Origin of the sequence: Rhizobium sp. BK060, from assembly GCF_014193145.1 — a bacterium.
Classification (GTDB): domain Bacteria; phylum Pseudomonadota; class Alphaproteobacteria; order Rhizobiales; family Rhizobiaceae; genus Rhizobium.
Genome location: NZ_JACHYW010000027.1, coordinates 14,056 through 40,416 on the forward strand (window position 1 = coordinate 14,056; position 26,361 = coordinate 40,416).

The 26,361-nt window shown below is 60.5% G+C and carries 23 protein-coding genes; 15 read left to right on the forward strand and 8 right to left on the reverse strand.

Features of this window, described 5'->3' with window-relative positions; translation table 11 throughout:
* Positions 1 to 144: 144 nt before the first annotated feature.
* From FHT71_RS24580 to preA, 3 genes are all read left to right on the forward strand, one after another.
* Complete coding sequence (locus FHT71_RS24580) at positions 145 to 1,152, forward strand: sensor histidine kinase (RefSeq protein WP_132593518.1); 1,008 nt, start codon at positions 145 to 147, stop codon at positions 1,150 to 1,152.
* A 366-nt stretch (positions 1,153 to 1,518) separates the two neighbouring features.
* Positions 1,519 to 2,880, forward strand: coding sequence for an NAD(P)-dependent oxidoreductase (locus FHT71_RS24585; protein WP_132593485.1), 1,362 nt, complete (start codon positions 1,519 to 1,521; stop codon positions 2,878 to 2,880).
* 15 nt (positions 2,881 to 2,895) lie between these two features.
* Positions 2,896 to 4,209, forward strand: a complete 1,314-nt coding sequence (gene preA, locus FHT71_RS24590) for an NAD-dependent dihydropyrimidine dehydrogenase subunit PreA (RefSeq protein WP_007790225.1) — start codon at positions 2,896 to 2,898, stop codon at positions 4,207 to 4,209.
* A 109-nt stretch (positions 4,210 to 4,318) separates the two neighbouring features.
* On the opposite strand, the gene ftrA is transcribed toward preA, so the two are convergent.
* Positions 4,319 to 5,314, reverse strand: a complete 996-nt coding sequence (gene ftrA / locus FHT71_RS24595) for a transcriptional regulator FtrA (protein ID WP_132593483.1) — start codon at positions 5,312 to 5,314, stop codon at positions 4,319 to 4,321.
* Between the two features lie 68 nt (positions 5,315 to 5,382).
* Between ftrA and FHT71_RS24600 the strand changes: the two genes are divergently transcribed.
* Entirely contained in the window at positions 5,383 to 5,796 is a 414-nt protein-coding gene (locus FHT71_RS24600; protein WP_132593481.1) for a rhodanese-like domain-containing protein, read from the forward strand.
* Positions 5,797 to 5,910: 114 nt separating this feature from the next.
* Entirely contained in the window at positions 5,911 to 6,978 is a 1,068-nt protein-coding gene (locus tag FHT71_RS24605) for a glycosyltransferase family 4 protein (protein WP_183722418.1), read from the forward strand.
* A gap of 33 nt (positions 6,979 to 7,011) precedes the next feature.
* Here FHT71_RS24605 and FHT71_RS24610 read toward each other — a convergent pair whose 3' ends face one another.
* Entirely contained in the window at positions 7,012 to 7,668 is a 657-nt protein-coding gene (locus tag FHT71_RS24610; RefSeq protein ID WP_007790235.1) for a TetR family transcriptional regulator C-terminal domain-containing protein, read from the reverse strand.
* Between the two features lie 302 nt (positions 7,669 to 7,970).
* Here FHT71_RS24610 and FHT71_RS24615 point away from each other — a divergent pair, with 302 nt between their 5' ends.
* From FHT71_RS24615 to hydA, 3 genes are all read left to right on the forward strand, one after another.
* On the forward strand, positions 7,971 to 9,224 hold the full coding sequence (locus FHT71_RS24615) for a Zn-dependent hydrolase (protein ID WP_132593477.1): 1,254 nt from the start codon (positions 7,971 to 7,973) through the stop codon (positions 9,222 to 9,224).
* A gap of 63 nt (positions 9,225 to 9,287) precedes the next feature.
* Entirely contained in the window at positions 9,288 to 9,923 is a 636-nt protein-coding gene (locus tag FHT71_RS24620; RefSeq protein WP_183722421.1) for a LysE family translocator, read from the forward strand.
* A gap of 13 nt (positions 9,924 to 9,936) precedes the next feature.
* Positions 9,937 to 11,394, forward strand: a complete 1,458-nt coding sequence (gene hydA / locus FHT71_RS24625; RefSeq protein ID WP_183722424.1) for a dihydropyrimidinase — start codon at positions 9,937 to 9,939, stop codon at positions 11,392 to 11,394.
* Between the two features lie 9 nt (positions 11,395 to 11,403).
* Here hydA and FHT71_RS24630 read toward each other — a convergent pair whose 3' ends face one another.
* Positions 11,404 to 11,817, reverse strand: a complete 414-nt coding sequence (locus tag FHT71_RS24630) for a cupin domain-containing protein (protein WP_007790241.1) — start codon at positions 11,815 to 11,817, stop codon at positions 11,404 to 11,406.
* 53 nt (positions 11,818 to 11,870) lie between these two features.
* On the opposite strand from FHT71_RS24630, the gene FHT71_RS24635 reads away from it, so the two are divergent.
* The 7 genes from FHT71_RS24635 (at position 11,871) to FHT71_RS24665 (ending at position 21,493) form a co-directional block, all read left to right on the forward strand.
* A complete protein-coding gene (locus FHT71_RS24635; protein WP_183722459.1) occupies positions 11,871 to 12,701 on the forward strand; it encodes an ABC transporter ATP-binding protein in 831 nt (276 codons plus the stop codon).
* 36 nt (positions 12,702 to 12,737) lie between these two features.
* Entirely contained in the window at positions 12,738 to 13,622 is an 885-nt protein-coding gene (locus tag FHT71_RS24640; RefSeq protein WP_183722427.1) for an ABC transporter permease, read from the forward strand.
* On the forward strand, positions 13,619 to 14,746 hold the full coding sequence (locus tag FHT71_RS24645; protein ID WP_132593469.1) for an ABC transporter permease: 1,128 nt from the start codon (positions 13,619 to 13,621) through the stop codon (positions 14,744 to 14,746). The genes FHT71_RS24640 and FHT71_RS24645 overlap by 4 nt, the downstream gene beginning before the upstream one ends.
* Before the next feature lie 55 nt (positions 14,747 to 14,801).
* The gene (locus FHT71_RS24650; protein ID WP_132593467.1) at positions 14,802 to 15,773 is read left to right on the forward strand and encodes an ABC transporter substrate-binding protein; all 972 of its coding nucleotides are present in this window, start codon (positions 14,802 to 14,804) and stop codon (positions 15,771 to 15,773) included.
* 402 nt (positions 15,774 to 16,175) lie between these two features.
* Complete coding sequence (locus FHT71_RS24655) at positions 16,176 to 17,366, forward strand: efflux RND transporter periplasmic adaptor subunit (protein ID WP_132593465.1); 1,191 nt, start codon at positions 16,176 to 16,178, stop codon at positions 17,364 to 17,366.
* A gap of 10 nt (positions 17,367 to 17,376) precedes the next feature.
* Positions 17,377 to 20,670: an efflux RND transporter permease subunit gene (locus tag FHT71_RS24660; protein ID WP_132593463.1), complete on the forward strand. Its 3,294-nt coding sequence runs from the start codon at positions 17,377 to 17,379 to the stop codon at positions 20,668 to 20,670.
* A 142-nt stretch (positions 20,671 to 20,812) separates the two neighbouring features.
* Positions 20,813 to 21,493, forward strand: coding sequence for a Crp/Fnr family transcriptional regulator (locus FHT71_RS24665; RefSeq protein ID WP_132593461.1), 681 nt, complete (start codon positions 20,813 to 20,815; stop codon positions 21,491 to 21,493).
* A 3-nt stretch (positions 21,494 to 21,496) separates the two neighbouring features.
* On the opposite strand, the gene ureG is transcribed toward FHT71_RS24665, so the two are convergent.
* The 5 genes from ureG to ureC all read right to left on the reverse strand — a co-directional run bounded on the left by ureG (position 21,497) and on the right by ureC (position 26,360).
* Positions 21,497 to 22,108, reverse strand: coding sequence for an urease accessory protein UreG (ureG, locus tag FHT71_RS24670; RefSeq protein ID WP_007790259.1), 612 nt, complete (start codon positions 22,106 to 22,108; stop codon positions 21,497 to 21,499).
* 102 nt (positions 22,109 to 22,210) lie between these two features.
* Entirely contained in the window at positions 22,211 to 22,882 is a 672-nt protein-coding gene (locus FHT71_RS24675) for an urease accessory protein UreF (protein WP_183722430.1), read from the reverse strand.
* Positions 22,883 to 22,888: 6 nt separating this feature from the next.
* Positions 22,889 to 23,359, reverse strand: a complete 471-nt coding sequence (gene ureE / locus FHT71_RS24680) for an urease accessory protein UreE (RefSeq protein WP_132593457.1) — start codon at positions 23,357 to 23,359, stop codon at positions 22,889 to 22,891.
* Positions 23,360 to 23,456: 97 nt separating this feature from the next.
* Positions 23,457 to 24,308: a GGDEF domain-containing protein gene (locus FHT71_RS24685; protein ID WP_007790262.1), complete on the reverse strand. Its 852-nt coding sequence runs from the start codon at positions 24,306 to 24,308 to the stop codon at positions 23,457 to 23,459.
* A 342-nt stretch (positions 24,309 to 24,650) separates the two neighbouring features.
* Positions 24,651 to 26,360: an urease subunit alpha gene (gene ureC, locus FHT71_RS24690; RefSeq protein ID WP_132593455.1), complete on the reverse strand. Its 1,710-nt coding sequence runs from the start codon at positions 26,358 to 26,360 to the stop codon at positions 24,651 to 24,653.
* Position 26,361 lies beyond the last annotated feature (1 nt).

Here is a 26,361-nt window from a genome sequence, read left to right on the forward strand (position 1 = left end):
TGGAACGCTTTTCCGGCCTTAAAGTTTTTTTTTAGCGCTTTCTTCTAGGATAAGTTTCCCGATCAATGGGCACCCTCCTCCGCCGTGAGGAAGGATCAAAATGGGAAAGGCGACTAGGTGAACAGGAATGAACCGGTGCCCGGCATGCCCTTCGCGCTGGAAGGCAGAGTGCTTCTACTGCAACGCTCGCTCGCAAGTGCCGGGATTTCAGTGATCTACCAAGATCCTGGCCTGTCGATCACCTATGCCGATAACCTTCCTCCATATTTTCAGCCGCTTGCAATACCGGGCGGAACTGACGCCGATCTCTTCGGCGAGACACATGGGCGCAATCTGGAGAAGCTCAAGCAGCAGGTATTCGAAACCGGGAAGCAGACGACAACCGAGGCCGACATTTCGATCGACGGGGAAATGCGCACGTACGAACTGAAGATTCAGCGCGTTGGCACGGATCACGCCATGGGCATCCTTACCGTCATATCCGAGGTGACGGAGGCGCGGCATCGCGAAAAAGTGCTGAAGTCCCTTCTTCGCGAGCTATCGCACCGCTCGAAGAACCTCCTGGCCATTATTCAGGGCATCGCCACACAAACGGCCCGCAACACCATATCGCTGGATAGCTTCCTGGCGAAATTCCGCGGGCGATTGCAATCACTGTCGAATTCGCAGGACTTGATTACCGACTCCAGTTGGCGCGGCGCCTTCCTGTTCGAACTCGCTGAAAAGCAGTTCGCCCCCTATTGGCCTGAGACCGCAGGGCCGCTGCCGATCTCCGGGATAAACGTCCACCTGACACCCAATGCCGCCGTGCATGTCGGCCTGGCACTGCACGAATTGATCGTCAATTCGGCCTCCTATGGAGCGATCGCCGGCAGCAAACCTGCTGTCACCTTGAGCTGCCAGGAAGTCGCCTCCGCCGGGCGAAAGGCAATCGAGGTTTCATGGGCGGAGACGCTGTGCGATCCGACAGAGATTCATGAATTCAGCGAAAACAGCTTCGGTAAGACGGTGCTCGAGCGGGTCGTCCCCTCCTCCGTAAACGGCAAGGCCGAACTCACGCTGGTACCAGGCCGGATCGAATATCATCTGGTCATTCCCGACGCCGAGTTCGAGATTCTCCGGCGTCCTCCTCGGCAGGCAGCCATGCACTAAACGAGGAACAGCCAGTGCGAGGGCGGCGCACCGGCTGTTCTTTCACTCACCGGGAGGGGACCGTGAGTACGTCCGAACGATGGGTTGGGGGCGCGCATGTTGGGTCGATGCGGTCATCGTTCGGATACCGCAGTAACGGGCAAGTATCCGAATGGTTCCCCGAACGGACGAGAAAAAGTCGATTTTTTCATTTTTTTATTTGCAGGACACGATCGAGGACGGACGGCACTCCAAAGTGGGGAAAATAGCCATATAAAAACAATAGGATAACAAGTATGCGAAGCAATAATTTTACCGTTTGATAAATTTTTGAACCTGAGTTACGCTTTCCCTCACTGGCCGTTTACCAATAATGAGGGAACTTCAATGGAACGACTGGGAACTGGGATTCGTGCAGGCCGGCTTTCGCCCGCCGAGTACGAGTCGAACTTCTCCGATCTTCATCCGCGCCTCGACAAGCACGAGGCGCTGGTTGCCGCCGACCGCTGTTATTTCTGCTACGACGCGCCGTGCATGACGGCCTGTCCCACCTCCATCGACATTCCGCTCTTCATCCGGCAGATCGCCACCGGCAACCCGCTCGGATCAGCCAAGACGATCTTCGACCAGAACATTCTGGGCGGCATGTGCGCTCGCGTCTGTCCCACCGAAGAGTTGTGCGAGCAGGCCTGCGTGCGCAACACAGCGGAAGAGCGTCCCGTCGAAATCGGCCGCCTGCAGCGCTTTGCCACCGACACGGCCATGCAGGCGGACAAGCAATTTTACAGCCGTGCTCCCTCGAGCGGAAAGAAGATTGCCGTCATCGGCGCGGGCCCCGCCGGCCTTGCTGCTGCCCATCGCCTTGCCGTGAAGGGCCATGATGTCGTGATCTACGACGCCAGGCCGAAATCCGGCGGCCTCAACGAATATGGCATCGCCACCTACAAGACGGTCGACGACTTCGCGCAACGGGAAGTGGACTACGTTCTGGCGATCGGCGGCATCGACGTCCGCCACGACCAGCAGCTCGGCCGCGATTTCTCTCTCGCCGATCTGCAATCGCAGTATGACGCCGTTTTCCTCGGCATCGGCCTTGCCGGCGTCAATGCGTTGCGTGTCGATGGTGAAAACCTGCCAGGCGTCGATGACGCCGTCGATTTCATCGCCGGCCTGCGCCAGGCCGCAGACAAGGGTGACGTTGCGATCGGCCGCCGCGTCGTCGTTCTCGGCGGCGGCATGACGGCAATCGATGCCGCCGTGCAGGCAAAGCTCCTCGGCGCCGAGGAAGTGACGATCTGTTATCGCCGCGGCAAGGAGCACATGAACGCCTCGGAATTCGAACAGGATCTCGCTACCTCCAAGGGCGTCATCATCCGCCACTGGCTGGCGCCGAAATCCATTCTCGCACAGGATGGCAAGGTTGCCGCGATCGAGGTGGAATACACCAAGCTGATCGATGGCCGCTTGTCGACAACGGGCGAGACCGGCGTCATTGCCGCTGATCAGATCTTCAAGGCGATCGGCCAGACCTTCGACGCTTCCGGCCTCGGCGCGCTGCGCATGGAGTCCGGGCGCATCGCCATCGACGCGGAAGGCAAGACCTCACTGGATGGCGTGTGGGCAGGCGGCGATTGCGTCTTCGGCGGTGACGACCTGACCGTCTCGGCCGTCGCGCAAGGCCGCGATGCCGCTGAATCCATCAACCGCGTGCTTGCTGTCGGCGCGCAGCCGGCCGTTGCCGTCGCTTGAAGGGGAGAATGAACAATGGCTGATCTCCGCAATAATTTCGTCGGCATCAAGTCGCCCAACCCGTTCTGGCTGGCCTCCGCACCGCCGACCGACAAGGCTTACAATGTCGAGCGCGCCTTCAAGGCCGGCTGGGGCGGCGTCGTCTGGAAGACCCTCGGCGAGGAAGGCCCGCCTGTTGTCAACGTCAACGGCCCGCGCTACGGCGCGATCTGGGGCGCCGACCGCCGGCTGCTGGGCTTGAACAACATCGAGCTCATCACCGATCGCGACCTCTACACCAACCTGCGCGAAATGAAGCAGGTGAAGATGAACTGGCCGGACCGCGCACTGATCGCTTCGATCATGGTTCCCTGCGAGGAAAATGCCTGGAAGGCGATTCTGCCGCTGGTCGAGGAAACCGGCGCTGACGGCATCGAGCTCAACTTCGGCTGTCCGCACGGCATGTCGGAACGCGGCATGGGCTCCGCGGTCGGACAGGTGCCGGAATATATCGAAATGGTGGTGCGCTGGTGCAAGCAATACACGCGTATGCCCGTCATCACCAAGCTGACGCCCAACATCACCGATATCCGCAAGCCTGCGCGGGCTGCCAAGGCCGGCGGCACCGATGCGGTATCGCTGATCAACACGATCAACTCGATCACCGCGGTCAACCTCGACACCTTCTCTCCGGAGCCGTCCATTGACGGACGCGGCAGCCACGGCGGCTATTGCGGCCCGGCGGTGAAGCCGATCGCGCTCAACATGGTCGCCGAGATCGCCCGCGATCCGGAGACCTACGGCTTGCCGATCTCGGGCATCGGCGGCGTCACCACATGGCGCGACGCAGCGGAATTCCTCGTGCTTGGCGCTGGCAACGTGCAAGTCTGCACGGCGGCGATGACCTACGGCTTCAAGATCGTGCAGGAGATGATCACAGGCCTCTCCGACTGGATGGACGCCAAGGGTCACCGGAACCTCGACGATATCACCGGTCGCGCCGTTCCCAACGTCTCCGACTGGCAGTATCTCAACCTCAACTACATCGCCAAGGCGAAGATCGACCAAGACGCCTGCATCAAGTGCGGCCGCTGTCACATCGCCTGCGAGGACACCTCACATCAGGCGATCACCCAGTTCGTCAATGGCGTCAGGCACTTCGAGGTGATGGAAGAGGAATGCGTCGGCTGCAATCTCTGCGTCAACGTCTGTCCGGTCGAGAACTGCATCACCATGGAACAGTTGCCAGTCGGCGATCTCGACAAACGCACTGGCAAGATCGTCGATCCGAACTATGCGAACTGGACGACCCATCCGAACAACCCGATGGCTCGCCAGGCAGCAGAGTAGGTTAAAGACGAACGCCGCGGAAATATCTCCGCGGCGTTTTGCTTGCTGAATCCCTCTCCTATTGCGCTGTCAGAGAAGCGTGGGGAGCCAGAAAGACCAATTTCCCACCTCAACTGCCAGCCGCAAATGTCTTCCGATATGCTCCGGGGCTCGTCCCCAGCCGCTTGCGGAAGTGATGCCGCATCGTTGCCAGCGTTCCGAACCCACTGGCAACGGCAACGTCATCGAGGGTTGCACCAATCTGTCGCTCGAGAAGCTCGCGCGCATAGCGGAGCCGCTCCTTGAGCAACCATTCACCGACGCTGAGCCCGGTCGTGCTTTCGAACCGGCGCTGAAAGGTCCGCTGGCTCATCCCGGCCTTCGCGGCAAGCAGGCTGATCGGCTGCTCCTCATCCAGCTGCTGCCGCATCCAGTCGATCAGCGGGCCGAGCCTGATGCCCTCGCGCTGTTGCGGTACTGGCGCCTGGATGAACTGTGCCTGCCCGCCTTCGCGATGTGGCGGCAGCACCAGGCGCCGTGCCACGCTGTTGGCAGCCTCCGCACCGAAATCACCACGAACCACATGCAGACAGAGATCAATACCGGCGGCGCTGCCGGCCGCCGTCAGGATACTGCCATCGTCGATGTAAAGCACATCGGCATCGAAGCTGATGTCGGGATAGCGTTCCGAGACGGAAGCGACGTATCGCCAATGCGTGGTTGCTCGCCGATGGCGAAGCAACCCGGTGGCGGCAAGCACCGCAACACCTGAGCAGAGGGACATGATCCGCGCACCACGCTGATGGGCTAAGCACAAAGCATCGATGACCACTTCCGGAACCTCTGCATCGATCGCGCGCCAGCCAGGCACGACGATCAGGTCCGCCTCCTCAAGCACCTCCAACCCATGATCGACGGAAACCGTCAACCCGCCTGCCGCACGAAGCGGACCGGGCTCTATCCCGCAGACCGAATAGCGATACCAGCCCTCGCCCATTTCCGGACGCGACAGGCCAAAGACCTCGTAGGCAATTCCAAATTCGAAGGTGCACAGCCCGTCATAGGCTAGCACCGTAACATGGGGTCTCTTCAGCGCATTTGGCATGATCTTTACGCTAACCGTCATTCTGGCCAATATCGCCAAGACATAACATCAGCAATGGTCGGCGACAACTCGAACCGAAAGGACATGCCATGCCGAGCTTCGTCACCGAAACCCCTGCCGCCTCTCCGGAAGCCACCGCCGCCTACTATGCCCGCAAGCTCGCTTTCGAGACCGACTGCTGGGATGTTCACGCATCGCTCGCCGCCGGCCACCGCGACTTCGTGCTGCTGGATGTCCGTTCCCCGACGCTTTATGCCGCCTCTCACGTTCCGTCCGCCATCAACCTGCCGCACGGGAAGATGACGGCCCACCGCATGTCGGAGTGGCCCGCAGATACCATCTTCGTCGTCTACTGCGCCGGCCCTCATTGCAACGGCACCGACAAGGCAGCCCTGCGCCTTGCCCGGCTCGGGCTTCAGGTGAAGGTCATGATTGGCGGAATGACGGGTTGGGCCGACGAAGGCTTTGCCTTCGATGGCGGCTCGGAAACCGCTGCAGCCTAACGTCGCATGTGCTGTGGGCCAGAACTGCAGCACCAGAACTGCAGCCCATGCGCGCGAGATTGAATTTTCTTTCATCGATGCGATAGTCGGGAGGCGCAAAGGGTAGCCTCCTGCATGACACGTCACATTATTGCGATCGGCCAGTTGCCTCCGCCGTTCAACGGCTTCTCGCTCGCGACCAGGAGCATGATCGCGCTTCTCGAGGAAGGAAACAGCGTCACCAACCACGACGTCTCCCCGCCATTCGGCAAACTGTCGTTGCTCAAGCATCCAATCAGGCTCAACCGTGTCCTCGGCGCCTGCCGCCGGCTCGTCCGCGATCGCAAGCATGACAACCGGATTTGCTATCTTGCCTGTGAAGGCGGCCCTGGTTTGGTCTACACGGCGCTGATCGTGCTGGTCGCGAGACTGTTGGCCTACCCAATCTATCTGCATCATCACAGTTTCAGCTATATCGATAGGGCGAGCTTACTGATGCGATGTGTCCTAGCTTTCGGCGATAGCCGATTGCGGCACATCTTTTCGTGCGATGTCATGCGAGACCGCTTCACCGACACCTACCAGCGTCGCATGCGCAGTAGCATCGTCTCCAATGCTGCTTACGTGGTACCAACGGAGCAGAACGACGCACCGCGATACGCCACGACTCTTGTGATCGGAATGCTGAGCCATCTCGGTACCGAGAAAGGTCTCGACACCTTCCTTGATCTCGCAAGGCAAGCGCGGCATGAAGGCTTGTCGATCAGGGCGATCCTCGCGGGTCCGGCCGGCACTGGCGAGCGCGCGGCGATCGACGCCGCCGTCATGGAATTGGGCGATATGCTGGATTACCGGGGTGCGTTGTATGACGACGCGAAAGCCGCCTTCTATCGCGAGATCGACGTGCTCGTCCTCCCCACAACGTACGGCAACGAGGCGCAGCCGCTGGTGATTTTCGAGGCGAAGGCGGCCGGAAACGCGGTGATTTCCACCGACCGCGGCTGTATCAGGAAGCAACTGGACGAAAGCGATTTGCTTGCCCCCGCCGACGACGAGTTCGTGCCGACGGCACTGGCATGGCTGTCCGCCGTGGCGCCGGGACCGGCATTGGACGCAAGACGCAAGGTCATCCGCCAAGCCTATCGCACCCGCCATGCGAAGGCACGTGCGGCAATCGACACGCTCTTCGATTTAGAGGAATGACGCACCATGCCGGACGCTAGCGCGCCCATGACATCATGACGCGTTTGGCATGGACTTGACCTTCAGCCCGTCGATGAACAGCTGCTCGAGAAAGCGAGCCGCATCCTCGAAGCGACCGGCGCCTGCATGCTCCTGCCCGAGCACAGCCCTTACCTGAACGTCGAAGTCGGCATAGTGCTGCGTCGTCGACCAGATCGAAAAGATCAGATGATAGGGGTCGCACTTGGCGATCTTCCCCGCCTTTGCCCAGGCGCGGATGACCTCGGCCTTTTCGTCCACGAGTTCCTTCAGCGGCCCTTTCAGCTCATCTTCGACATGCGGTGCGCCCTGCAGCATTTCGTTGGCGAAAAGCCGGCTCTCACGCGGGAAGTCGCGGGCCATTTCGAGCTTGCGGCGGATATAGCTGCGAATCTCGCTTTCGGGATTGCCCTCGGCGTCGAAGGCTCTCAGTGGCTCCAGCCATGTATCAAGCACGCGGTCGATCAGCGCCCGATGCATCGCTTCCTTGGTACGGAAATAATAGAGCAGGTTCGGCTTCGACATGCCGGCGACTTCGGCGATCTGGTCGATGGTGGAACCGCGAAAGCCGCTGACCGAAAACACATCGAGCGCGGCTTCAAGAATCTGCTCTTCCTTCTCCTCCTGGATGCGTGTGCGCCGCTGGGTCTTGGCTGCTCTCGGGATTGCCATGTCGACCTTGTTTCCCCTTCAAATTCAACCGTTTCACTCAAGATTGGACAGGCAGGGCACCTTGCCGCAAAATTGAGCAGATGCCGGTAATTTTGTCTGTATTTTTCCTGATTTTCGTCTTGAGCCCAGCGCCGGAAGTTGTAATGTTTACCAATCGGTCAAATTATCGATCAGATGCAAAACAAAGGCAACTGGCGATTTTCCGGCGCTAACAAAACAAACAAGCGCGCCGAGAAACTGACCACGGGAACAAGCGGGCATGCCCATTGCATGACCGCAGAAAACAGGTGAGGACTTTAGACATGGTGGCAGCACCAGGCGAGAACATGCGCGTCAACGGGGATCGTCTTTGGGACAGCCTCATGGACATGGCAAAGATCGGCCCAGGCATTGCTGGCGGCAACAATCGCCAGACGTTGACGGATTCCGATGCCGAAGGACGCATCCTCTTCAGGACATGGTGCGAAGGCGCTGGCCTGACGCTCGGGGTCGACAAGATGGGCACGATGTTCGCGACCCGCCCCGGCACCGATCCGGACGCTCTGCCGGTCTATGTCGGCTCGCACCTCGACACCCAGCCGACCGGCGGCAAGTATGACGGCGTGCTCGGCGTGCTCAGCGCACTGGAAGTCGTCCGCACTATGAACGACCTTGGCATCAAGACCAAGCACGCGATCGTCGTTACCAACTGGACAAACGAGGAAGGCGCCCGCTTTGCCCCGGCCATGCTGGCCTCTGGTGTTTTCGCCGGCGTCCATACGCTGGAATATGCCTATGATCGCAAGGATCCCGAAGGCAAGAGCTTCGGCGACGAGCTGAAGCGCATCGGCTGGGTCGGCGACGAAGAGGTCGGCGCGCGCAAGATGCACGCCTATTTCGAATACCACATCGAGCAGGGTCCAATCCTCGAGGTCGAGAACAAGCAGATCGGCGTGGTCACGCACTGTCAGGGTCTTTGGTGGCTTGAATTCACGCTGACCGGCAGGGAAGCCCATACCGGCTCGACCCCGATGAACATGCGCGTGAACGCCGGGCTGGCGATGTCACGCATCATCGAAATGGTGCAGACCGTGGCGATGGAGAACCAGCCGGGCGCCGTGGGCGGCGTCGGCCAGGTCTTCTTCACCCCGAACTCCCGCAACGTCCTGCCGGGCAAGGTCGTCTTCACCGTCGACATCCGCTCGCCGGATCAGGCAAAACTCGACGGCATGCGTGCCAGGATCGAAGCGGAAGCGCCAAAGATTTGCGAAGCACTCGGCGTCGGCTGCACGATCGAGGCGATCGGCCACTTCGCGCCAGTGACTTTCGATCCGACGCTTGTTTCCCGCGTGCGCGGCGCAGCCGAACGGCTCGGCTACAGCCACATGAACCTGATCTCGGGCGCTGGCCACGACGCCTGCTGGGCAGCAAAGGTCGCCCCGACCACGATGGTCATGTGCCCCTGCGTCGGAGGTCTCTCGCACAACGAGGCGGAGGACATCTCCAAGGAATGGGCAACAGCAGGCGCTGACGTCCTCTTCCACGCCGTCGTCGAGACAGCGGAGATCGTGGCGTGACTGCCAGTCGGCAATGGACGACATTCTTCATGAAGACCCGCGGCTGACATAGGAAAAGCACTCATGGATCTGACAACTATCCTTGCCTTCGTCGCAGTGACAACCTTGCTCGTTATCTCCCCGGGCCCAAACGGTGTTCTGATCGCCAAGACCGTACCCACCTCGGGTCGCTTGGCGGGCTTTGCCAATGTCGCCGGCTTCGTCTCCGCCTTTTACCTGCATGGGGCGTTTGTCGTCTTCGGCGTCTCGGTCATTCTCGCGCGCTCGGCCGAGCTGTTCTTTGCAGTCAAGATGCTTGGCGCCGCCTATCTGTGCTGGGTTGGCGTCAAGGCGCTGGCGCAGGCCTGGCGCAATCCGCTTTCATCGCAGCCGATCGCCGCCCTTTCAAAACGCCGACGGACCCTGTTGGCGGCTTATATCGAGGGCTTTCTGACCAATGCACTCAATCCCAAGGTTGCGATGTTCTATCTCGCGGCCTTCCCGCAGTTCGTGCCGATGGAAAAAGCGACCGCCGCCAATATCTTCCTTTTGGTATTCATTCATTCGATGATCAACCTGGTCTGGTTTAGCGCCATGGTCGTCGTGTTTTCGCGCCTTGCTACGCTGACGCGTGGAGGCAGAGTGCAACGCTGGATCAAGGCGGCAACAGGCGTCGTCTTCGTCGGCTTCGGTCTAAAACTCGCAACCATGCGCGCCTGAGCGGAGGTTCATCATGACATCAAAGATCATCAAGAACGGTACCATCGTCACCGCGGACCTGACCTACAAGGCGGACGTGAGGATCGAAGGCGGCAAGATCGCCGAGATCGGCCCCAACCTCTCCGGCACCGAAACGCTCGATGCCACGGGCTGCTACGTCATGCCGGGTGGTATCGACCCGCATGTCCATCTCGAAATGCCGTTCATGGGAACCTACTCCTCCGACGACTTCGAAAGCGGCACCCGTGCGGGCCTTGCCGGTGGCACGACCATGGTCGTCGATTTCTGCCTCCCGGGACCGGAACAGTCGCTGCTTGAAGCGCTGCAAATGTGGGACAACAAGACGAGCCGCGCAAACGCCGACTACTCGTTCCACATGGCCATCACCGGCTGGAACGAGCGCGTCTTCAACGAGATGGAGACGGTGGTCAAGGACAAGGGCATCAACACCTTCAAGCATTTCATGGCCTACAAGGGCGCGCTGATGGTGAACGACGACGAGATGTTCGCCTCTTTCCAGCGCTGTGCCGAGCTCGGCGCCCTGCCTCTGGTCCATGCCGAGAACGGCGACGTCGTTGCCTCGATGACCGCGAAGCTTCTCGCCGAAGGCAACAACGGTCCCGAGGCACATGCCTATTCACGCCCGCCCGAGGTCGAAGGCGAGGCAACCAATCGCGCCATTATGCTCGCCGACATGGCCGGCGTGCCGCTTTATGTCGTGCACACTTCCTGCGAACAGGCGCACGAAGCGATCCGCCGAGCCCGCCAGAAGGGCATGCGGGTCTACGGCGAGCCACTGATCCAGCACCTGACGCTCGACGAAAGCGAATATTTCAACAAGGACTGGGATCACGCCGCCCGCCGCGTCATGTCTCCACCCTTCCGCAACAAGCAGCACCAGGACAGCCTTTGGGCCGGCCTGCAGTCCGGCTCGCTGTCTGTGGTGGCGACCGACCATTGCGCCTTTACCACCGAGCAGAAGCGCTTCGGCGTCGGCAACTTCGCCAAGATCCCCAATGGCACCGGCGGCCTCGAGGACAGACTGCCTATGCTCTGGACTTATGGAGTGAACACTGGCCGCCTGACAATGAACGAGTTCGTTGCGGTCACCTCGACCAACATCGCCAAGATCCTCAATGTTTATCCGAAGAAGGGCGCCATCCTCGTCGGCGCCGATGCGGATATCGTCGTCTGGGATCCGAAGCGCTCGAAGACGATCTCGGCCAAGACGCAGCAATCGTCGATCGACTATAACGTCTTCGAAGGCAAGGTAGTCACCGGCCTGCCGCGCTACACGCTGACGCGCGGCGAAGTGGCGATCGAGGAAAGCACGGTCAAGACGAAGGAGGGCCACGGCCAGTTCGTCAAGCGCGAGCCGTTCCAGGCAGTCAATAAGGCGCTCTCGACATGGAAGGAGCTTGTGGCGCCCCGCAAGGTCGAACGGTCGGGCATTCCGGCGACGGGGGTCTGATCCTTGGCATCACTCCTGCACCAGCCGATCAAGCTCCGGAAGCAAAACGACGCTTTCCTGCTCGTTCGGATCGGTGCGGGCGATGATTGCGGTGCAGGGGGTACTGCTGAGGTTGGCGGGCAGATGCGGCACACCGGCGGGGATGTAGAACAGCTCGCCGGCGTGCACGACGACATGATGCTCCAGCTCGTCGCCATACCAGGTGTGAGCCACGCCGGAGAGCATGTAGATCGCCGTTTCGTGCGACTCGTGCAGATGCGCCTTGGCCCGAACGCCGGGCGGAATCGTCAGCAAATGCATGCAGATGCCCTTGGCGCCGACCGTCTCGGCCGCGATGCCTTCGAAGTAACTGAGCCCCTGCTTGCCGTCGTAGGCATGACTGGGACGCACAATGTGACAGGTGGGCTTTGATGTCGCGTCCATCGTCATCCTCCATGGACCTTGCCGGAACAATGAAAACAGCTACTCATACTATCATGCAAAGCGCAGAAGCGCGGGGAAAACAGGATACACAAGCATTGACGCAAGCTGCCTCCGTCGTATCCGCCAAGGACCTCTGTCTGACCTATGATGCCAGCGATGCTCCCGTGCATGCGCTGACAAACGTCAATCTCGACGTGCGCAAGGGCGACTTCGTCTCCTTCATCGGCCCTTCAGGTTGCGGGAAGACGACCTTCCTGCGCGTGATCGCCGATCTCGAAAGGAAAACATCGGGCGAGATCACGGTCAATGGCATGACGCCGGAGGAAGCCCGCAAGGCTCGCGCCTACGGCTACGTCTTCCAGGCGCCGGCACTTTATCCCTGGCGTACGATCGAGAAGAATATCGCTCTACCGCTCGAAATCATGGGCTACGCCTCGGCTGACCAGAAGAAACGCATCGCCGATGCGCTCGATCTGGTGAACCTATCCGGCTTCGAGAAGAAATTCCCCTGGCAGCTGTCCGGCGGCATGCAGCAGCGCGCCTCCATCGCCCGCGCACTCGCCTTCGATGCCGACCTGCTCTTGATGGACGAACCCTTCGGCGCCCTCGACGAAATCGTCCGCGACCACCTGAACGAGGAACTTCTCAAGCTCTGGACGCGCACGAACAAGACCATCTGCTTCGTCACCCACTCGATCCCCGAAGCCGTCTACCTCTCCACCAAGATCGTGGTCATGTCACCCCGCCCCGGCCGCGTCACTGACGTCATTGACTCGCCCCTTCCCAAGGAGCGGCCGCTAGACATTCGCGAGTCGCCCGAGTTCCTTGAAATCGCCCATCGCGTGCGCGAGGGCCTGAGATCGGGGCACAGCTATGAGCACTAGGCCATTGGGTGTTAAAACCGGTGCGCGGGGGCGCTCATGAAATCAGATACCCTCAAGGATCGGATCGTTCCCGTCCTCACAATCCTCCTGGCATTGATCGCGATCTGGTACGTCGCGGCGGTCTTGATGAACGCCTCGTTCCAGCGCGACATGGATCAGCGGGCCAACCAGACGCCTGGCACCATCGAATTCATCGAAAAGACGCTCACGCAGCCAAAGCCGTTGCTGCCCGCGCCGCATCAGGTGGTGCAGAACGTCTTCGAGAACACGTTCCTGCGGAAGCTTTCGAGCAATCGCAGCCTCGTCTACCATAGCTGGGTCACACTCTCTTCGACGCTCCTCGGTTTCGGCTTCGGCACACTGCTCGGCATCGTGATCGCCGTCGGGATCGTGCACATCAAGGCGCTTGAGCGCAGCCTCATGCCATGGGTCATCGCCTCGCAGACCATACCGATCCTGGCAATCGCGCCGATGGTGATCGTCGTCCTCGGCGCCATCAACATCACCGGCCTGATCCCTAAGGCGCTGATCTCGACCTACCTCTCCTTCTTCCCGGTCACGGTCGGCATGGTGAAGGGTCTTCGTTCGCCCGAAGTCATGTTCCTCGATCTGATGCGGACCTATAACGCGACAGCCTCGCAGACCTTCTGGAAGCTTCGCGTTCCCGCCTCCGTGCCATTCCTCTTCACCTCGATGAAGGTCGCGATCGCCGCAAGCCTGGTCGGCGCAATCGTCGGCGAGCTTCCGACCGGTGCCGTCGCCGGCATCGGCTCGAAGCTGCTCGCAGGCTCCTACTACAGTCAGACGATCGACATCTGGGCGGCTCTCGTCGCAGGCTCGGTACTGGCCGCAAGCCTGGTCGCCATCGTCGGTCTTGTCGCAAAGATCGTCGATCGTTCGATGGGCGGGAGGGCGGCATGAACCAGATGACCTTCTCATGGCAGGGCGTTCTTGCCCTGGTGCTGGCGGCGATTGCGATCATCGCCTTGCCGATCATGGCCGAAGGCGCACCGGACCCGGTGTCGTCAATAACGGTGGGCCTGACGATCGCGCTGATCGTCGCCCTCGCCTTCGTTTCCTTTGCACCATTGCCGAAGCCATACATCGCCGCCGTTTTGCTGGTCGGTGCGCATTGGGCGGCGTGGGTGCTGCTCGCGGACGTGACCGGAAACGAAGGTTTGGCGACCCAATCCTTCTTCCTGCTGATGGCAGCCTGCTGGCTGCTTGCCTGGCGCTGCGTCACCGAGCTTTCGGCAATGACGCCAGGTTCCAGTTTTGTCCGCTCCTGCCTCCGGCTGCTGATCCCGGCAATCTTCGGCGCCTGGATCCTGATAATTTGGGAAGCGCTGACGCGCGGCGCCGGCATTCCCTTCGTTCTGCTACCGCCGCCGAGCGCCATCGGCGCCAGGATCGCCGGCTCGCTGCCGATCCTGGCCGACGACGTACGCCAGACGATCTTCAAGGCGGTATTCGCCGGTTACATTATCGGCTGTGGTGCAGGCTTTGCCGTCGCGATCCTCGCCGATCGCGTCGCCTTCCTGCGCCTGGGATTGCTGCCGATCGGCAATATGGTGTCGGCACTGCCGATCATCGGTGTCGCGCCGATCATGGTGATGTGGTTTGGCTTCGACTGGCAGTCGAAGGCGGCCGTCGTCATCATCATGACCTTCTTCCCGATGCTGGTGAACACCGTCGCCGGCCTCGCTGCATCTGGTCCGATGGAGCGCGACTTGATGCAGACCTACGCTTCAAACTATTGGCAAACACTGCTGAAGCTCCGGCTTCCGGCGGCCATGCCCTTCATTTTCAATGCATTGAAGATCAACTCGACGCTGGCGCTCATCGGTGCCATCGTTGCGGAGTTCTTTGGTACGCCGATCGTCGGCATGGGCTTTCGTATCTCCACCGAGATCGGGCGCATGAATGTCGACATGGTCTGGGCCGAAATCGCCGTTGCGGCGCTGGTCGGCTCGATCTTTTATGGCGTCGTCGCCCTCGCCGAAAGGGCGGTGACTTTCTGGCATCCGTCTATCCGTGGTGGCTAGGCGTCGCTTTATTCCCGCAAATGGGATTGGGCATAACTTCAGAGGGAAAAAGAAAATGAAAAAACTGGTTATTGCGATGATGGCGAGCGCGATGTCGCTCGCAGCAGCCCAGGCGATGGCTGCCGACAAGGTGACGCTGCAGCTCAAGTGGGTGACGCAGTCGCAGTTCGCCGGCTACTACGTCGCCAAGGAAAAGGGCTATTACGAAGAAGAGGGTCTCGACGTCACCATCAAGCCGGGCGGCCCTGACATCGCGCCGGAACAGGTGATCGCCGGCGGCGGCGCCGACGTCATCGTCGACTGGATGGGCGGTGCGCTCGTTGCCCGCGAAAAGGGCGTTCCGCTCGTCAACATCGCCCAGCCCTACCAGAAGTCGGGCATGGAAATGATCTGCCGCAAGGACGGCCCGATCAAGTCCGAAGCCGATTTCAAGGGGCGTACGCTGGGCGTCTGGTTCTTCGGCAATGAGTACCCGTTCTTCGCCTGGATGAACAAGCTCGGCCTGAAGACCGATGGCGGTGCTGACGGCGTGACCGTGCTGAAGCAGAGCTTCGACGTGCAGCCGCTGCTGCAGAAGCAGGCCGACTGCATCTCCGTCATGACCTACAATGAATACTGGCAGGCGATCGATGCCGGCTTCAAGCCTGAAGAACTGCTCGTCTTCAACTACACCGCCATGGGCAACGACCTTCTCGAAGACGGTCTCTATGCCATGGAAGACAAACTGAAGGACCCTGCCTTCAAGGAGAAGATGGTCAAGTTCGTCAAGGCTTCGATGAAGGGCTGGAAATACGCAACCGAGAACCCCGATGAAGCTGCCGAAATCGTCGTTGATGCCGGCGGCCAGGACGAAAACCACCAGAAGCGCATGATGGGCGAAGTCGCCAAGCTGATCGGCGACGGCACGGGCAAACTCGACACCACCCTTTACGATCGCACGGCCAAGGCTCTCCTTGATCAGAAGATCATCAACAAGGAGCCGACCGGCGCCTGGACGCACGACGTCACGGACGCGGCTTCCAAGTAAAACAGTGACGTAAAACAGTGACTGCAACGGCGAAACGCGCGGAGCTTCCGCGCGTTTTGCTTATTTGGCGAAAAGTTCGCGATCGATGTCGCATCAGGCGTGGCTCGCACGTCATATGGAGGCGATGCGCGATCAACTAACGGAATACTTGCATAACCGGACAGTGATTGATCTGCATCACAACGGTAATTATTGTGTTCAAATGAGGAATTATTTTCTGCTGGGCTTGCGCGATGGGCAAATCGCTACCACGTACAAACCGAGTTTGCCGGACGAGGGACTTCTTAAGTAAGAACCGGCAAAGGATGCGGAAATACTTCTGAGAACACCAATACGGGAACCGGCCATTCGCGAGCAGATGACACCGCGCGAGTCGGGCCGAGCAAAACTGGATGACGTCGCATGGCACGTACGCCTGTTAAGATACTTCGCGCCTCAACCCTGCTGATCGCGGCAGCTGTTGCTTCGGCAGCATTTGCCCAGGAACAGCCGGTCGCAAAGCCGCAGCAGAACCTGCCGGCAATCGTGGTGACGAAGGCGTCCACCCGCACCCTCGTCGACCGCGTTGTTGCGACCGGTACGGTAAAGCCTGTCGAGGAAGTTTACATTCAGCCTCAAGTCGAAGGATTGTCGGTCCGCAGGCTGAATGCCGATGTTGGCGACAGGGTTCAAGCTGAAAGCACGCTGGCGACCCTGAACGACGACGCACTCATCCTACAGAAGAGCCAGATGCAGGCCACGAAGGCCAAAAACGAAGCGAGCCTTGCGCAGCTTCGCGCTCAGTTGATCGAGGCGCAGGCCAATGCAGAGCAGGCGCGCCAACAGCAGGCACGCGCCCAGGAAATGGGCAAGAAGGGCACGGTTTCCACGGCGACCGTCGAGCAGGCTGATGCCGCAGCGGCATCAGCCAATGCCCGTGTCGATTCCGCAAAGCAGGCGATCCAGGTCGCCGTCGCGGAGATCAAGGTGACTGAAAGCCAGATTGCGGATGCCGATCTGAAGCTGGCGCGCACCGATGTCAAGACGCCCGTCGGCGGTACCGTCGCAGCCAAGAACGCCAAGATCGGCGCGATTGCACTGGCTACCGGCGACCCGCTCTTCACGATCATTCGCGACGACGAGATCGAGCTGGTAGCGGAAGTGGGTGAGAGCGACATCGTCAAGGTTCAGCCCGGCCAGAAGGCCACTCTCTCGCTCTCCGGCAGTCGCGAGAAGGTTACCGGCTCCGTACGCTTGGTTTCGCCAACGGTCGATCCGCTCACACGCCTCGGTTTGGTCCATATTTTGATCGATGACTCCAGCAAGGCACGCTCGGGCATGTACGGCAGCGCTGACATCGTCGTGCGCACCACGGAAAACGTGGCGCTCCCGGTCTCAGCCGTGCTGTCGAGCAGCGAGGGATCCTCGGCCCGCAAAGTCGAAAACAGCGTCGTCAAGTTTGCCAAGGTCGAAACCGGCATCCAGGACGGTGCCTATGTTGAAATCGTAAAGGGATTGAAAGCCGGCGACGAAGTCGTAGCCAAGGCGGGCGCCTATGTCCGTGATGGCGACCGCATTACGCCGGTTCGTGAACAGCCACCGGCTTCCAACTGAGAGACGACCGATGAACTTTTCAGCCTGGTCTATCCGAAATCCAGTCGCGTCGCTTCTGGCGTTTGCACTTCTGCTTTTCGTCGGCATCCAGTCCTTCAACAAGCTGCCGATCACGCGCTTTCCGAACATCGACGTTCCGCTCGTTTCCATCGTCGTCACGCAAAGCGGCGCTTCGCCCGCCGAGCTCGAGACACAGGTGACGAAGGAGATCGAGGACGCCGTTGCCAGCATAACCGGGATCGATGAGATCCAGTCGACGGTGACAGATGGCCAGTCGCAGACGGTCGTCATGTTCCGCATGGAAATTCCGACCGAGCAGGCTGTTCAGGACACCAAGGATGCGATCGACCGCATCCGCAGCGACCTGCCGGCAAACGTGGAAGAGCCGATCGTCTCGAAGGTCGACGTAGAGGGCCAGGCGATCCAGACCTTCGCCGTCTCCTCACCCGATATGACGCTTGAAGAGCTTTCCTGGTTCGTCGATGACACGATCAAGCGCGCCCTTCAGGGGCAGGCCGGTATCGGCCGCGTGGACCGTTACGGCGGCGCAGAGCGTGAAGTACGCATCGAGCTCAATCCCGACAAGCTGAACGCCCACGGCATAACCGCCGCGAGCGTAAACCAGCAGCTGCGCGGCACCAACGTGGACCTCGGCTCCGGCCGCGGCCAGGTGGCGGGTAGCGAGCAGGCGATCCGGGTGCTCGGCGATGCCCGCAACGTGGCCGAACTCGCCAACACAACGATCGCGCTGCCGAACGGTCGTTTCGTCAAGCTGTCCGACCTTGGCGCCATCAAGGACACCTATCAGGAGCCGAAGTCCTTCTCGCGTTTCGATGATACGCCAGTCGTCACCTTCGGCGTGTTCCGCTCGAAGGGCGCCAGTGAGGTCAGCGTTGCGGAGACTGTCGCCAAGAGCCTCGACAAGGTTCGGGCCGAGAACCCGAACGTCGGTATCGAGCTGATCAGCGACTCCGTCTACTTCACATACGGCAACTATGAAGCGGCCATCGATACGCTGATCGAAGGCGCGGTACTTGCAATCATCGTCGTCTTCCTGTTCCTCCGGAACTGGCGTGCAACGTTGATTTCGGCAGTCGCACTGCCGCTGTCGGCGATCCCGACGTTCTGGATTATGGACCTGATGGGCTTCTCGCTGAACCTAGTCAGCTTCCTGGCCCTGACGCTCGCGACAGGTATTCTCGTTGACGATGCGATCGTCGAAATCGAGAACATCGCCCGTCATATTAAGATGGGCAAGACACCCTATCGCGCGGCAATCGAGGCCGCCGACGAAATCGGCCTCGCGGTCATCGCAACGACCTTCACGATCATTGCCGTGTTCGTGCCGGTGTCGTTTATGCCCGGCATCCCAGGCCAGTACTTCATTCAGTTTGGTCTCACGGTCGCCTTCTCCGTCTTCTTCTCGCTCATGGTGGCACGCCTGATCACGCCGATGATGGCCGCATACCTAATGCGTGCGGAAGACGGCATCGAGGACCATCACGACAATGATGGTCTCTTCTTCCGCGGTTACACGCGCCTCGTGCGCGCCACGACCCGGCGGTGGTGGACGCGTTATGCGACGCTGCTTGCGGCGATCGCGTTCCTCGTTGGCTCCGTCATGTTGCTTGCGCAAGTGCCCGGCAGCTTCCTGCCGCCGGAAGATGCATCGCGCATCGTGCTGTCCGTCGAACTGCCGCCGAACGCGACGCTCGACGATACCGATGCGACAACGGATGCGATCTACAAAGACGTCAAGGATATCGACGGCGTTGAAAGCGTATTCGTCCTCGGCGGCGCGTCTCCGAAGGGCGACCTCGAACTGCGCCGCGCGACCGTTACGCTCACGCTCCATAAGCTCGACCAGAGGCTTTCGAAAAAGCTTGTCGATGATTTCCTTGGGAAACTGCCGATCATCGGCCCGTATCTGCCGAAGGTGGAACCGAAGGGTCGCGTTCGCCCGCAGTGGGATATCGAAAAGGAGGTCTTTGCCAAACTCCGCCATATCCCTGACGTGCGTATCTTGAAGCTCAACGATCGCGGCGAGCGCGACTTGTCGTTCAACTTCCTCTCGAAGAACGAGAAGGACCTGAACGACGCTGTCGGCATCCTGGAGTCAAAGCTGCGTGCCGATCCGCTGCTGGCAAACGTCAGCGCCGAGGGCGCCCTGCCCCGTCCTGAACTTCAGGTCCGCCCCCGCAAGGACCAGGCTGCCCGTCTTGGCATCACTCCGCAACAAATCTCCGAGACCATCCGCGTCGCCACCATCGGTGACATTGATGCGGCCCTCGCCAAGATCAACCTGGACGATCGCCAGATTCCGATCCGCGTCCAGGCGTCGCTCGACATGCGCCGCGATCTTGCCGCCCTGCGGGCACTGAAGATCCAGACCGCGAGCGGCGGCACCGTGCCGCTCTCCACCGTCGCCGATATCGACTATTCGGAGGGCGTCAGCTCAATCAAGCGCAACAACCGCTACCGCGTGGTCTCGATCGGCTCCGACCTGCCGCAGGGTGTGGCGCTCGACACGGCATCCGCTCGGTTCCGGCAGATCGTCACTGAGGCCAAGATCCCTCCGACGGTCCAGCTGGCTGAAAGCGGCGATACGAAGGTCCAGACCGAAATGCAGCAGAGCTTCGTCAACGCCATGTTGATGGGCCTCATGCTGGTGCTGACTGTGCTGATCCTCCTCTTCAAGGACGTGATCCAGCCCTTCACCATCCTGTTTTCGCTGCCACTTGCGATCGGCGGCGTGGCAGTCGGGCTGCTCGTCACCCAGAACCCGCTCTCCATGCCCGTCATGATCGGCATCCTGATGCTGATGGGTATCGTGACGAAGAACGCCATCCTGCTCGTCGACTTCGCGATCGAGATGCGACATCGCGGCATGGAGCGGGTGGAGGCCATGGTCGAGGCAGGCCGCAAGCGCGCCCGCCCGATCATCATGACCTCCATCGCGATGTCGGCAGGCATGCTGCCGTCGGCGCTCGGCGTTGGCGAAGGCGGTTCATTCCGCGCGCCGATGGCGATTGCCGTGATCGGCGGCATTATCGTGTCGACCGTGCTTTCGCTGGTCGTCGTGCCTTCGTTCTTCCTGATCATGGACGATCTCTCCCGTCTGCTTGCCTGGATGTTCGGCCGTCTGGTGGGCAGGAAGGACAAGGAAGATCTGGCAATGTCCCGCGAAGAGCTCACGCAGGTTGTTGGTGCCCTTGAAGGCCGGGTAACCGCAATCGAGACGCCGGAAGGCAAGCGCGGCAAATCAGGCAATGTCGTGCGCCTGCCGCCTTTCGCGGCGGAGTAGCCGCCAATTCAGAAGCCGGGGTCACGCCCCGGCTTTTTTATTAGGCCACATTTGATCGAGATCAAGTTCTGAACTGCACCTCCCGCTTACCCTTACCAGTATCAGGTAGGGGCGGCGCTTGCCGCGCCACAGGGAGAAACAGATGACCAGAGCTTTGAAACTGAGCGGCGCGCAGCGTGCGGTGCTTGATGGTGCATTGATCGTATCCAGCCTCGACCGGCAGGAGCGAGATGCTCTGCTGTCTTGCGCGGTGGCGGTGCGTTATGAGCCGCAGGACGTTCTCTTCCGCGAACGCGAGAAGGCACGTTACTTCTACTGCGTGCTAAGCGGCTATGTTCGCCTCTTTCGCGACGCCGAAGGCCGCGTAGCCGATATCAGCATCTGCGAGCCGGGCGACAGCTTCGGCGAATGCCTGGTGCTTGCCGGCGAAGGATACAATTACAACGCCCAAGCGATGGAACACGCGATCCTCGCCCGCTTCGACATCGCACAGGTCAAAGCGCTACTGGACGCGCGCCCGCGCATTGGCGGCGCGATCGCGCGCAGCCTCTCGCAGCATCTGCTTTCGACCATGGATTGCCTGGCGCGGGATCGCATGCAGACGAGCCCGCAGCGCGTCGCGCATTACCTGCTGACACACTGCACGAATGAAGGCACGCGCGCCTCCTTGCGCCTTCCATTCCAGAAGAGCCTTCTGGCACGAAAGCTGGGCCTTGCGCCGGAGGCACTGTCACGTGCCTTCTCCACCTTGCGCACATCAGGCGTAAGCGTTAGCGGCCGCGCCATCGCGATCGAGGATGTCAATGTGCTGAGACAGGTCTGACCTCTACAGGCCACCGTGTTCCTTCAGGAAGCTGACGATGGAATTGACGCCATCGCCGCGTTTCATGTCGGAGAAAACGAAGGGGCGTGCCTGGCGCATGCGGGTCGCATCGCGGTCCATGACTTCCAGGTCCGCGCCGACATAGGGAGCCAAATCCTTCTTGTTAATGACGAGAAGGTCGGATTTGGTAATGCCGGGGCCACCCTTGCGCGGGATTTCCTCGCCCTGGCAAACCGAGATGACGTAGATCGTGATATCCGCCAGATCAGGAGAGAAGGTGGCAGCCAGATTGTCGCCGCCCGACTCGATGAAAACAACATCGAGATCGGGAATCCGCTCGTTGAGGCCGGCGATGGCCTGCAAATTGATCGTAGCGTCTTCACGGATTGCCGTATGCGGGCAACCGCCGGTTTCCACGCCAACGATCCGATCCGACGGCAAGGCCTGCATGCGCATCAGCGCCTCGGCATCCTCAGTCGTGTAGATGTCGTTCGTGACAACGGCGACGGAATATTCGTCACGCATGGCCTTGCAGAGTTTTTCGGTGAGCGCCGTCTTGCCGGAGCCAACCGGCCCACCGATGCCTACGCGTAAGGGTCCGTTTCCTGATTTCATGTTCTGAACTCCAATAACAGCCGATGATAGCGCCCCGCTCGAAGAGCGACCACCGGCAAATGACGCAGGTCGTGACGGCTGGCCGGACCTGCCTGGATAAAGTCATGATCGAAAGAGCCGCGTCGGCTGCGTCTCGTGGCGCAGCGACATGATATCGGCCTGGATGGTCGCCGATCCGAGATCGTCGAGTGTCGACGCGGCTGCCCGCTCCGCGACGGAGGCTATTTCGCCTTCCAGCCGCGACAAAATGGCAACGCCATCCTTCTGCCCGGCAACGCCGAGACGGATGCCTGCGGAAACTGTCTGCGAGAGATTGGCATGGAGGAATGCCGCGATCGCCTTCTCCGACGCCACCCCATGCGCACCCACAACGGCGCCGATGGCCACTGGATACGCCACGTGTCGTGGCAATCGATCGAAGACCTCGTCTGGCCACGCACTGGCGGCAGACAGGAACGCATCGCCAAGCAGCATCGTTTCCTGATGACGCTCGCGCGAGCCGGCAAGCGCCTCAGCGAGTTCCGCCAGTTCGCCAAGCCGCTCCAGTTGTCCGTGACAGCGGTGGCTCTCAGCGAGAAGAACGGCATCATTCCACACAGCCCCACGCGCGATCAGGTTCGATGCCCACCCCGCAAGCGAATGGGCATCGGTGACCAACCCATCGTGGACGGCACGCTCCAAACCACCTGAATAAGCGAACGACCCGACGGGGAAGGCTGGCGAAAGCCATGCCATCAGCCGCAGCAGAGCTTGCAGATCAGCGTCATCAGTCATGTTTGCTCAGTCGTGCGAGTGATGGTCATGCCCATGCGAGGGTGCGTGCGAATGATAGGCGCCGCGCGCCGGCTGGAACGGCTCGGCAACTTCCCGGACCGTCGCACCAAGCCCTTCCAGCATGGAGCGGATCACATGATCCCGCAGGATGAGAATGCGGTCTTCCTCGATCTGCGCGCCGAGATGCCGATTGCCGAGGTGCCACGCGAGCTCGATCAGGTGCAGGCGATCCTTGCCCTTGACCTCGAAAAGCTTCTCGTCGGCCGCCACGATTTCGATGAGTTCGCCGTCCTCGAGAACCAGCATATCGCCACTTGCAAAAAGCACCGGCTCCTTGAGATCGAGCATGACCATCTCGCCGTCTTCGAGATGGAGCAGCTTCCGCCGCAAATGCCTCAAGTCGTGCGGCAGAACGACTTTTCCGATCGGGTTCGAGGAAGGCGTTCCGGCAGGCAGATAGGAAGTAACGCGTTGCATGACATGTCCAATTCGCTTGAGATTGCGACCATGCAAAATAGCCCCGTACGATGCAAGATGGAATGAGGCGCTGGACAATAGCGCCGCCCGAATTTCTTCAGGCCAGCCGCGCCTCATCGCAATCCATATTCATCGCGCGAGCAGCCGCAGCTTCCGCCGGCAGATGCCTGCGCCAACCCGGATGCAGTCCCTCGTTCTCATGCACCACGCGGTTTCGACCGAGCGCCTTTGCCAGGTAAAGTGCCTTGTCTGCCGCTGAATAGGCACCCTCCTTGCTGCGCCCCGGCTCGAGCTCGGCAATACCGGCCGACACAGTAAGTGCAACCACGCAATCGTCGGCAACGACGGGATGCGCCGCCAAACGTGCGCAGACCGACCGCACTCTCTCGATCCGCTGCTCCTGCGAGCCACCGACAACGATCGCGCCGAACTCTTCTCCGCCCAGCCTCCCCGCGACGGAGTGCCCGTCGAAGGCGGCGGCCAGAATGGCCGACACGGCCACGATCACGGCGTCGCCACAGCCATGACCGAAGCGGTCATTGATGGCCTTGAAACGGTCCACATCGAAGATCGCGAGGCAGGCATTTCCATCAACCTGCCCCAATGCCTCGGTAAAGGCGCGTCGGTTGAGAAGACCTGACAGCACGTCCGTACGGCTTAAGTGCTCGAACTCTGCGCGCGAGACGCTGAGCTGATGCATCGCGTGACCTGCCACGAGAGACAACATGCTCGAAACCGCGCCGCCGATAAGCCACGACAGCAAGACGCCATAGACAACGCCGTGAGCGAGCGGGACGGGCAACATTCCCATCCAGTCGAGCGGAGGCAATACAAGCGTTATCACGACCGACGACAGCGTCACCGCCAGGAAGCTCATCTTGAGAGCGAACACGTAAATTGTGTGGCGATCCTGAAAATCGCCAAGCTCCGCCTGGAGTGAAATTCTCATGCGAATCGACCCTCTTGCCTACCGCCAGGGAGATTGCTTAGAGGCCAACTCCTGCCGAGTTCTTAAGTCAATTGTTAAGATTTGAGCGAGTTTTATGAATTGATCGCCGGTTGAAAAGTGCCCGAAAACGCAACGCTTTCTGCCGTGAATCAACCAATAAAGCCGAAATCATAAGCCACTGTTTTTGCCTATGTTTTCAAGCCGCAACAACAACAATGTTCCAATATGAACAGGCCGCCTCAAGGTGGAACATCGAAAAATAAAAAACAACCCAGGGAAGATTCAGTCCTAACGCAAGATGTTAGGACCGGCCGGCCTTTGACACCGGTCGGCTCCAAACAGTCAAAACAGGAAGTAACGTTGCGCCATCGGCAGCACCGTCGCCGGCTCGCAGGTCAGCAACTCGCCGTTGGCACGGACCTCGTAGGTCTCGGGATCGACCTCGATTTCAGGCGTCAGGCTGTTGTGGATCATCGACGCCTTGGAAATACCGCCACGGGTGTTCTTCACCGCGACGAGATTCTTGGCGACGCCGAGACGGCTCTTCAGACCGGCGTCGAGCGACGCCTGCGAAACGAAGGTTACCGACGAATTGGTGCGCAGCTTGCCGTGGGCGGCAAACATCGGCCGGTAGTGCATCGGCTGCGGCGTCGGGATCGAAGCGTTCGGATCGCCCATCGGAGCTGCCGCGATCGAACCGCCGAGCAATACCATCTCCGGCTTGACGCCGAAGAAGGCAGGGTTCCACAGGACCAGATCGGCGCGCTTGCCCACTTCGACCGAACCGATCTCGTGGCTGAGGCCCTGGGCGATCGCAGGGTTGATGGTGTATTTCGCAATGTAGCGGCGAACGCGGAAGTTGTCGTTCTCGCCCGTCTCTTCCTTGAGGCGTCCGCGCTGACGCTTCATCTTGTCGGCCGTCTGCCAGGTGCGGATCGCTACCTCGCCGACGCGGCCCATGGCCTGGCTGTCGGACGAGATGATCGAGAAGGCGCCAATATCGTGAAGAATATCTTCAGCGGCGATCGTCTCCTTGCGGATGCGGCTTTCGGCGAAGGCGATATCTTCCGGGATCGACGGCGACAGGTGATGGCAGACCATCAGCATGTCGAGATGCTCGGCAACCGTGTTGACGGTATAGGGCCGGGTCGGATTGGTCGACGACGGAATGACGTTCGACTGGCCACAGATCTTGATGATATCAGGCGCATGTCCGCCGCCCGCGCCCTCCGTGTGGAAGGCGTGGATTGTGCGGCCCTTGATAGCGCCGATCGTATCCTCCACGAAGCCGCTTTCGTTCAGCGTATCGGTATGGATCATCACCTGGATGTCGTATTCGTCGGCGACCGAAAGGCAGCAGTCAATCGCCGCCGGCGTCGTGCCCCAATCTTCGTGCAGCTTTAGCGACGACGCGCCGGCCAGCACCATTTCCTCGAGCGCCGCCGGCAGCGAGGCGTTGCCCTTGCCGGCAAGCGCGAGGTTCATCGGAAAGCCGTCGAAGCTCTCGATCATCCGCTCGATATGCCAGGCGCCGGTGCAGGTGGTGGCGAGCGTGCCATGTGCGGGGCCCGTGCCGCCGCCCAGCATGCAGGTGACGCCGGACATCAGCGCTTCTTCGATCTGCTGCGGGCAGATGTAGTGGATATGCGCGTCCATGCCGCCGGCCGTGATGATCTTGCCTTCGCCCGCGATGGCCTCGGTCGAGGGACCGACGATGATGTTGACGCCCGGCTGGGTATCGGGATTACCCGCCTTCCCGATCGCCGCGATACGGCCGTTCTTGAGCCCGATATCGGCCTTGTAGATGCCGGAGTGATCGATAACCACGGCATTGGTGATAACGGTATCGACGGCACCCTGCGCCCGCGTTGCCTGGCTCTGCCCCATGCCATCACGGATAACCTTGCCGCCGCCGAACTTCACCTCTTCGCCATAGCTGGTGAAGTCCTTCTCGATCTCGATGAAGAGCTCCGTATCGGCAAGACGCACCTTGTCGCCGGTGGTCGGGCCGAACATGCTGGCATAGGCGGCGCGGGAAATCTTGTAAGGCATA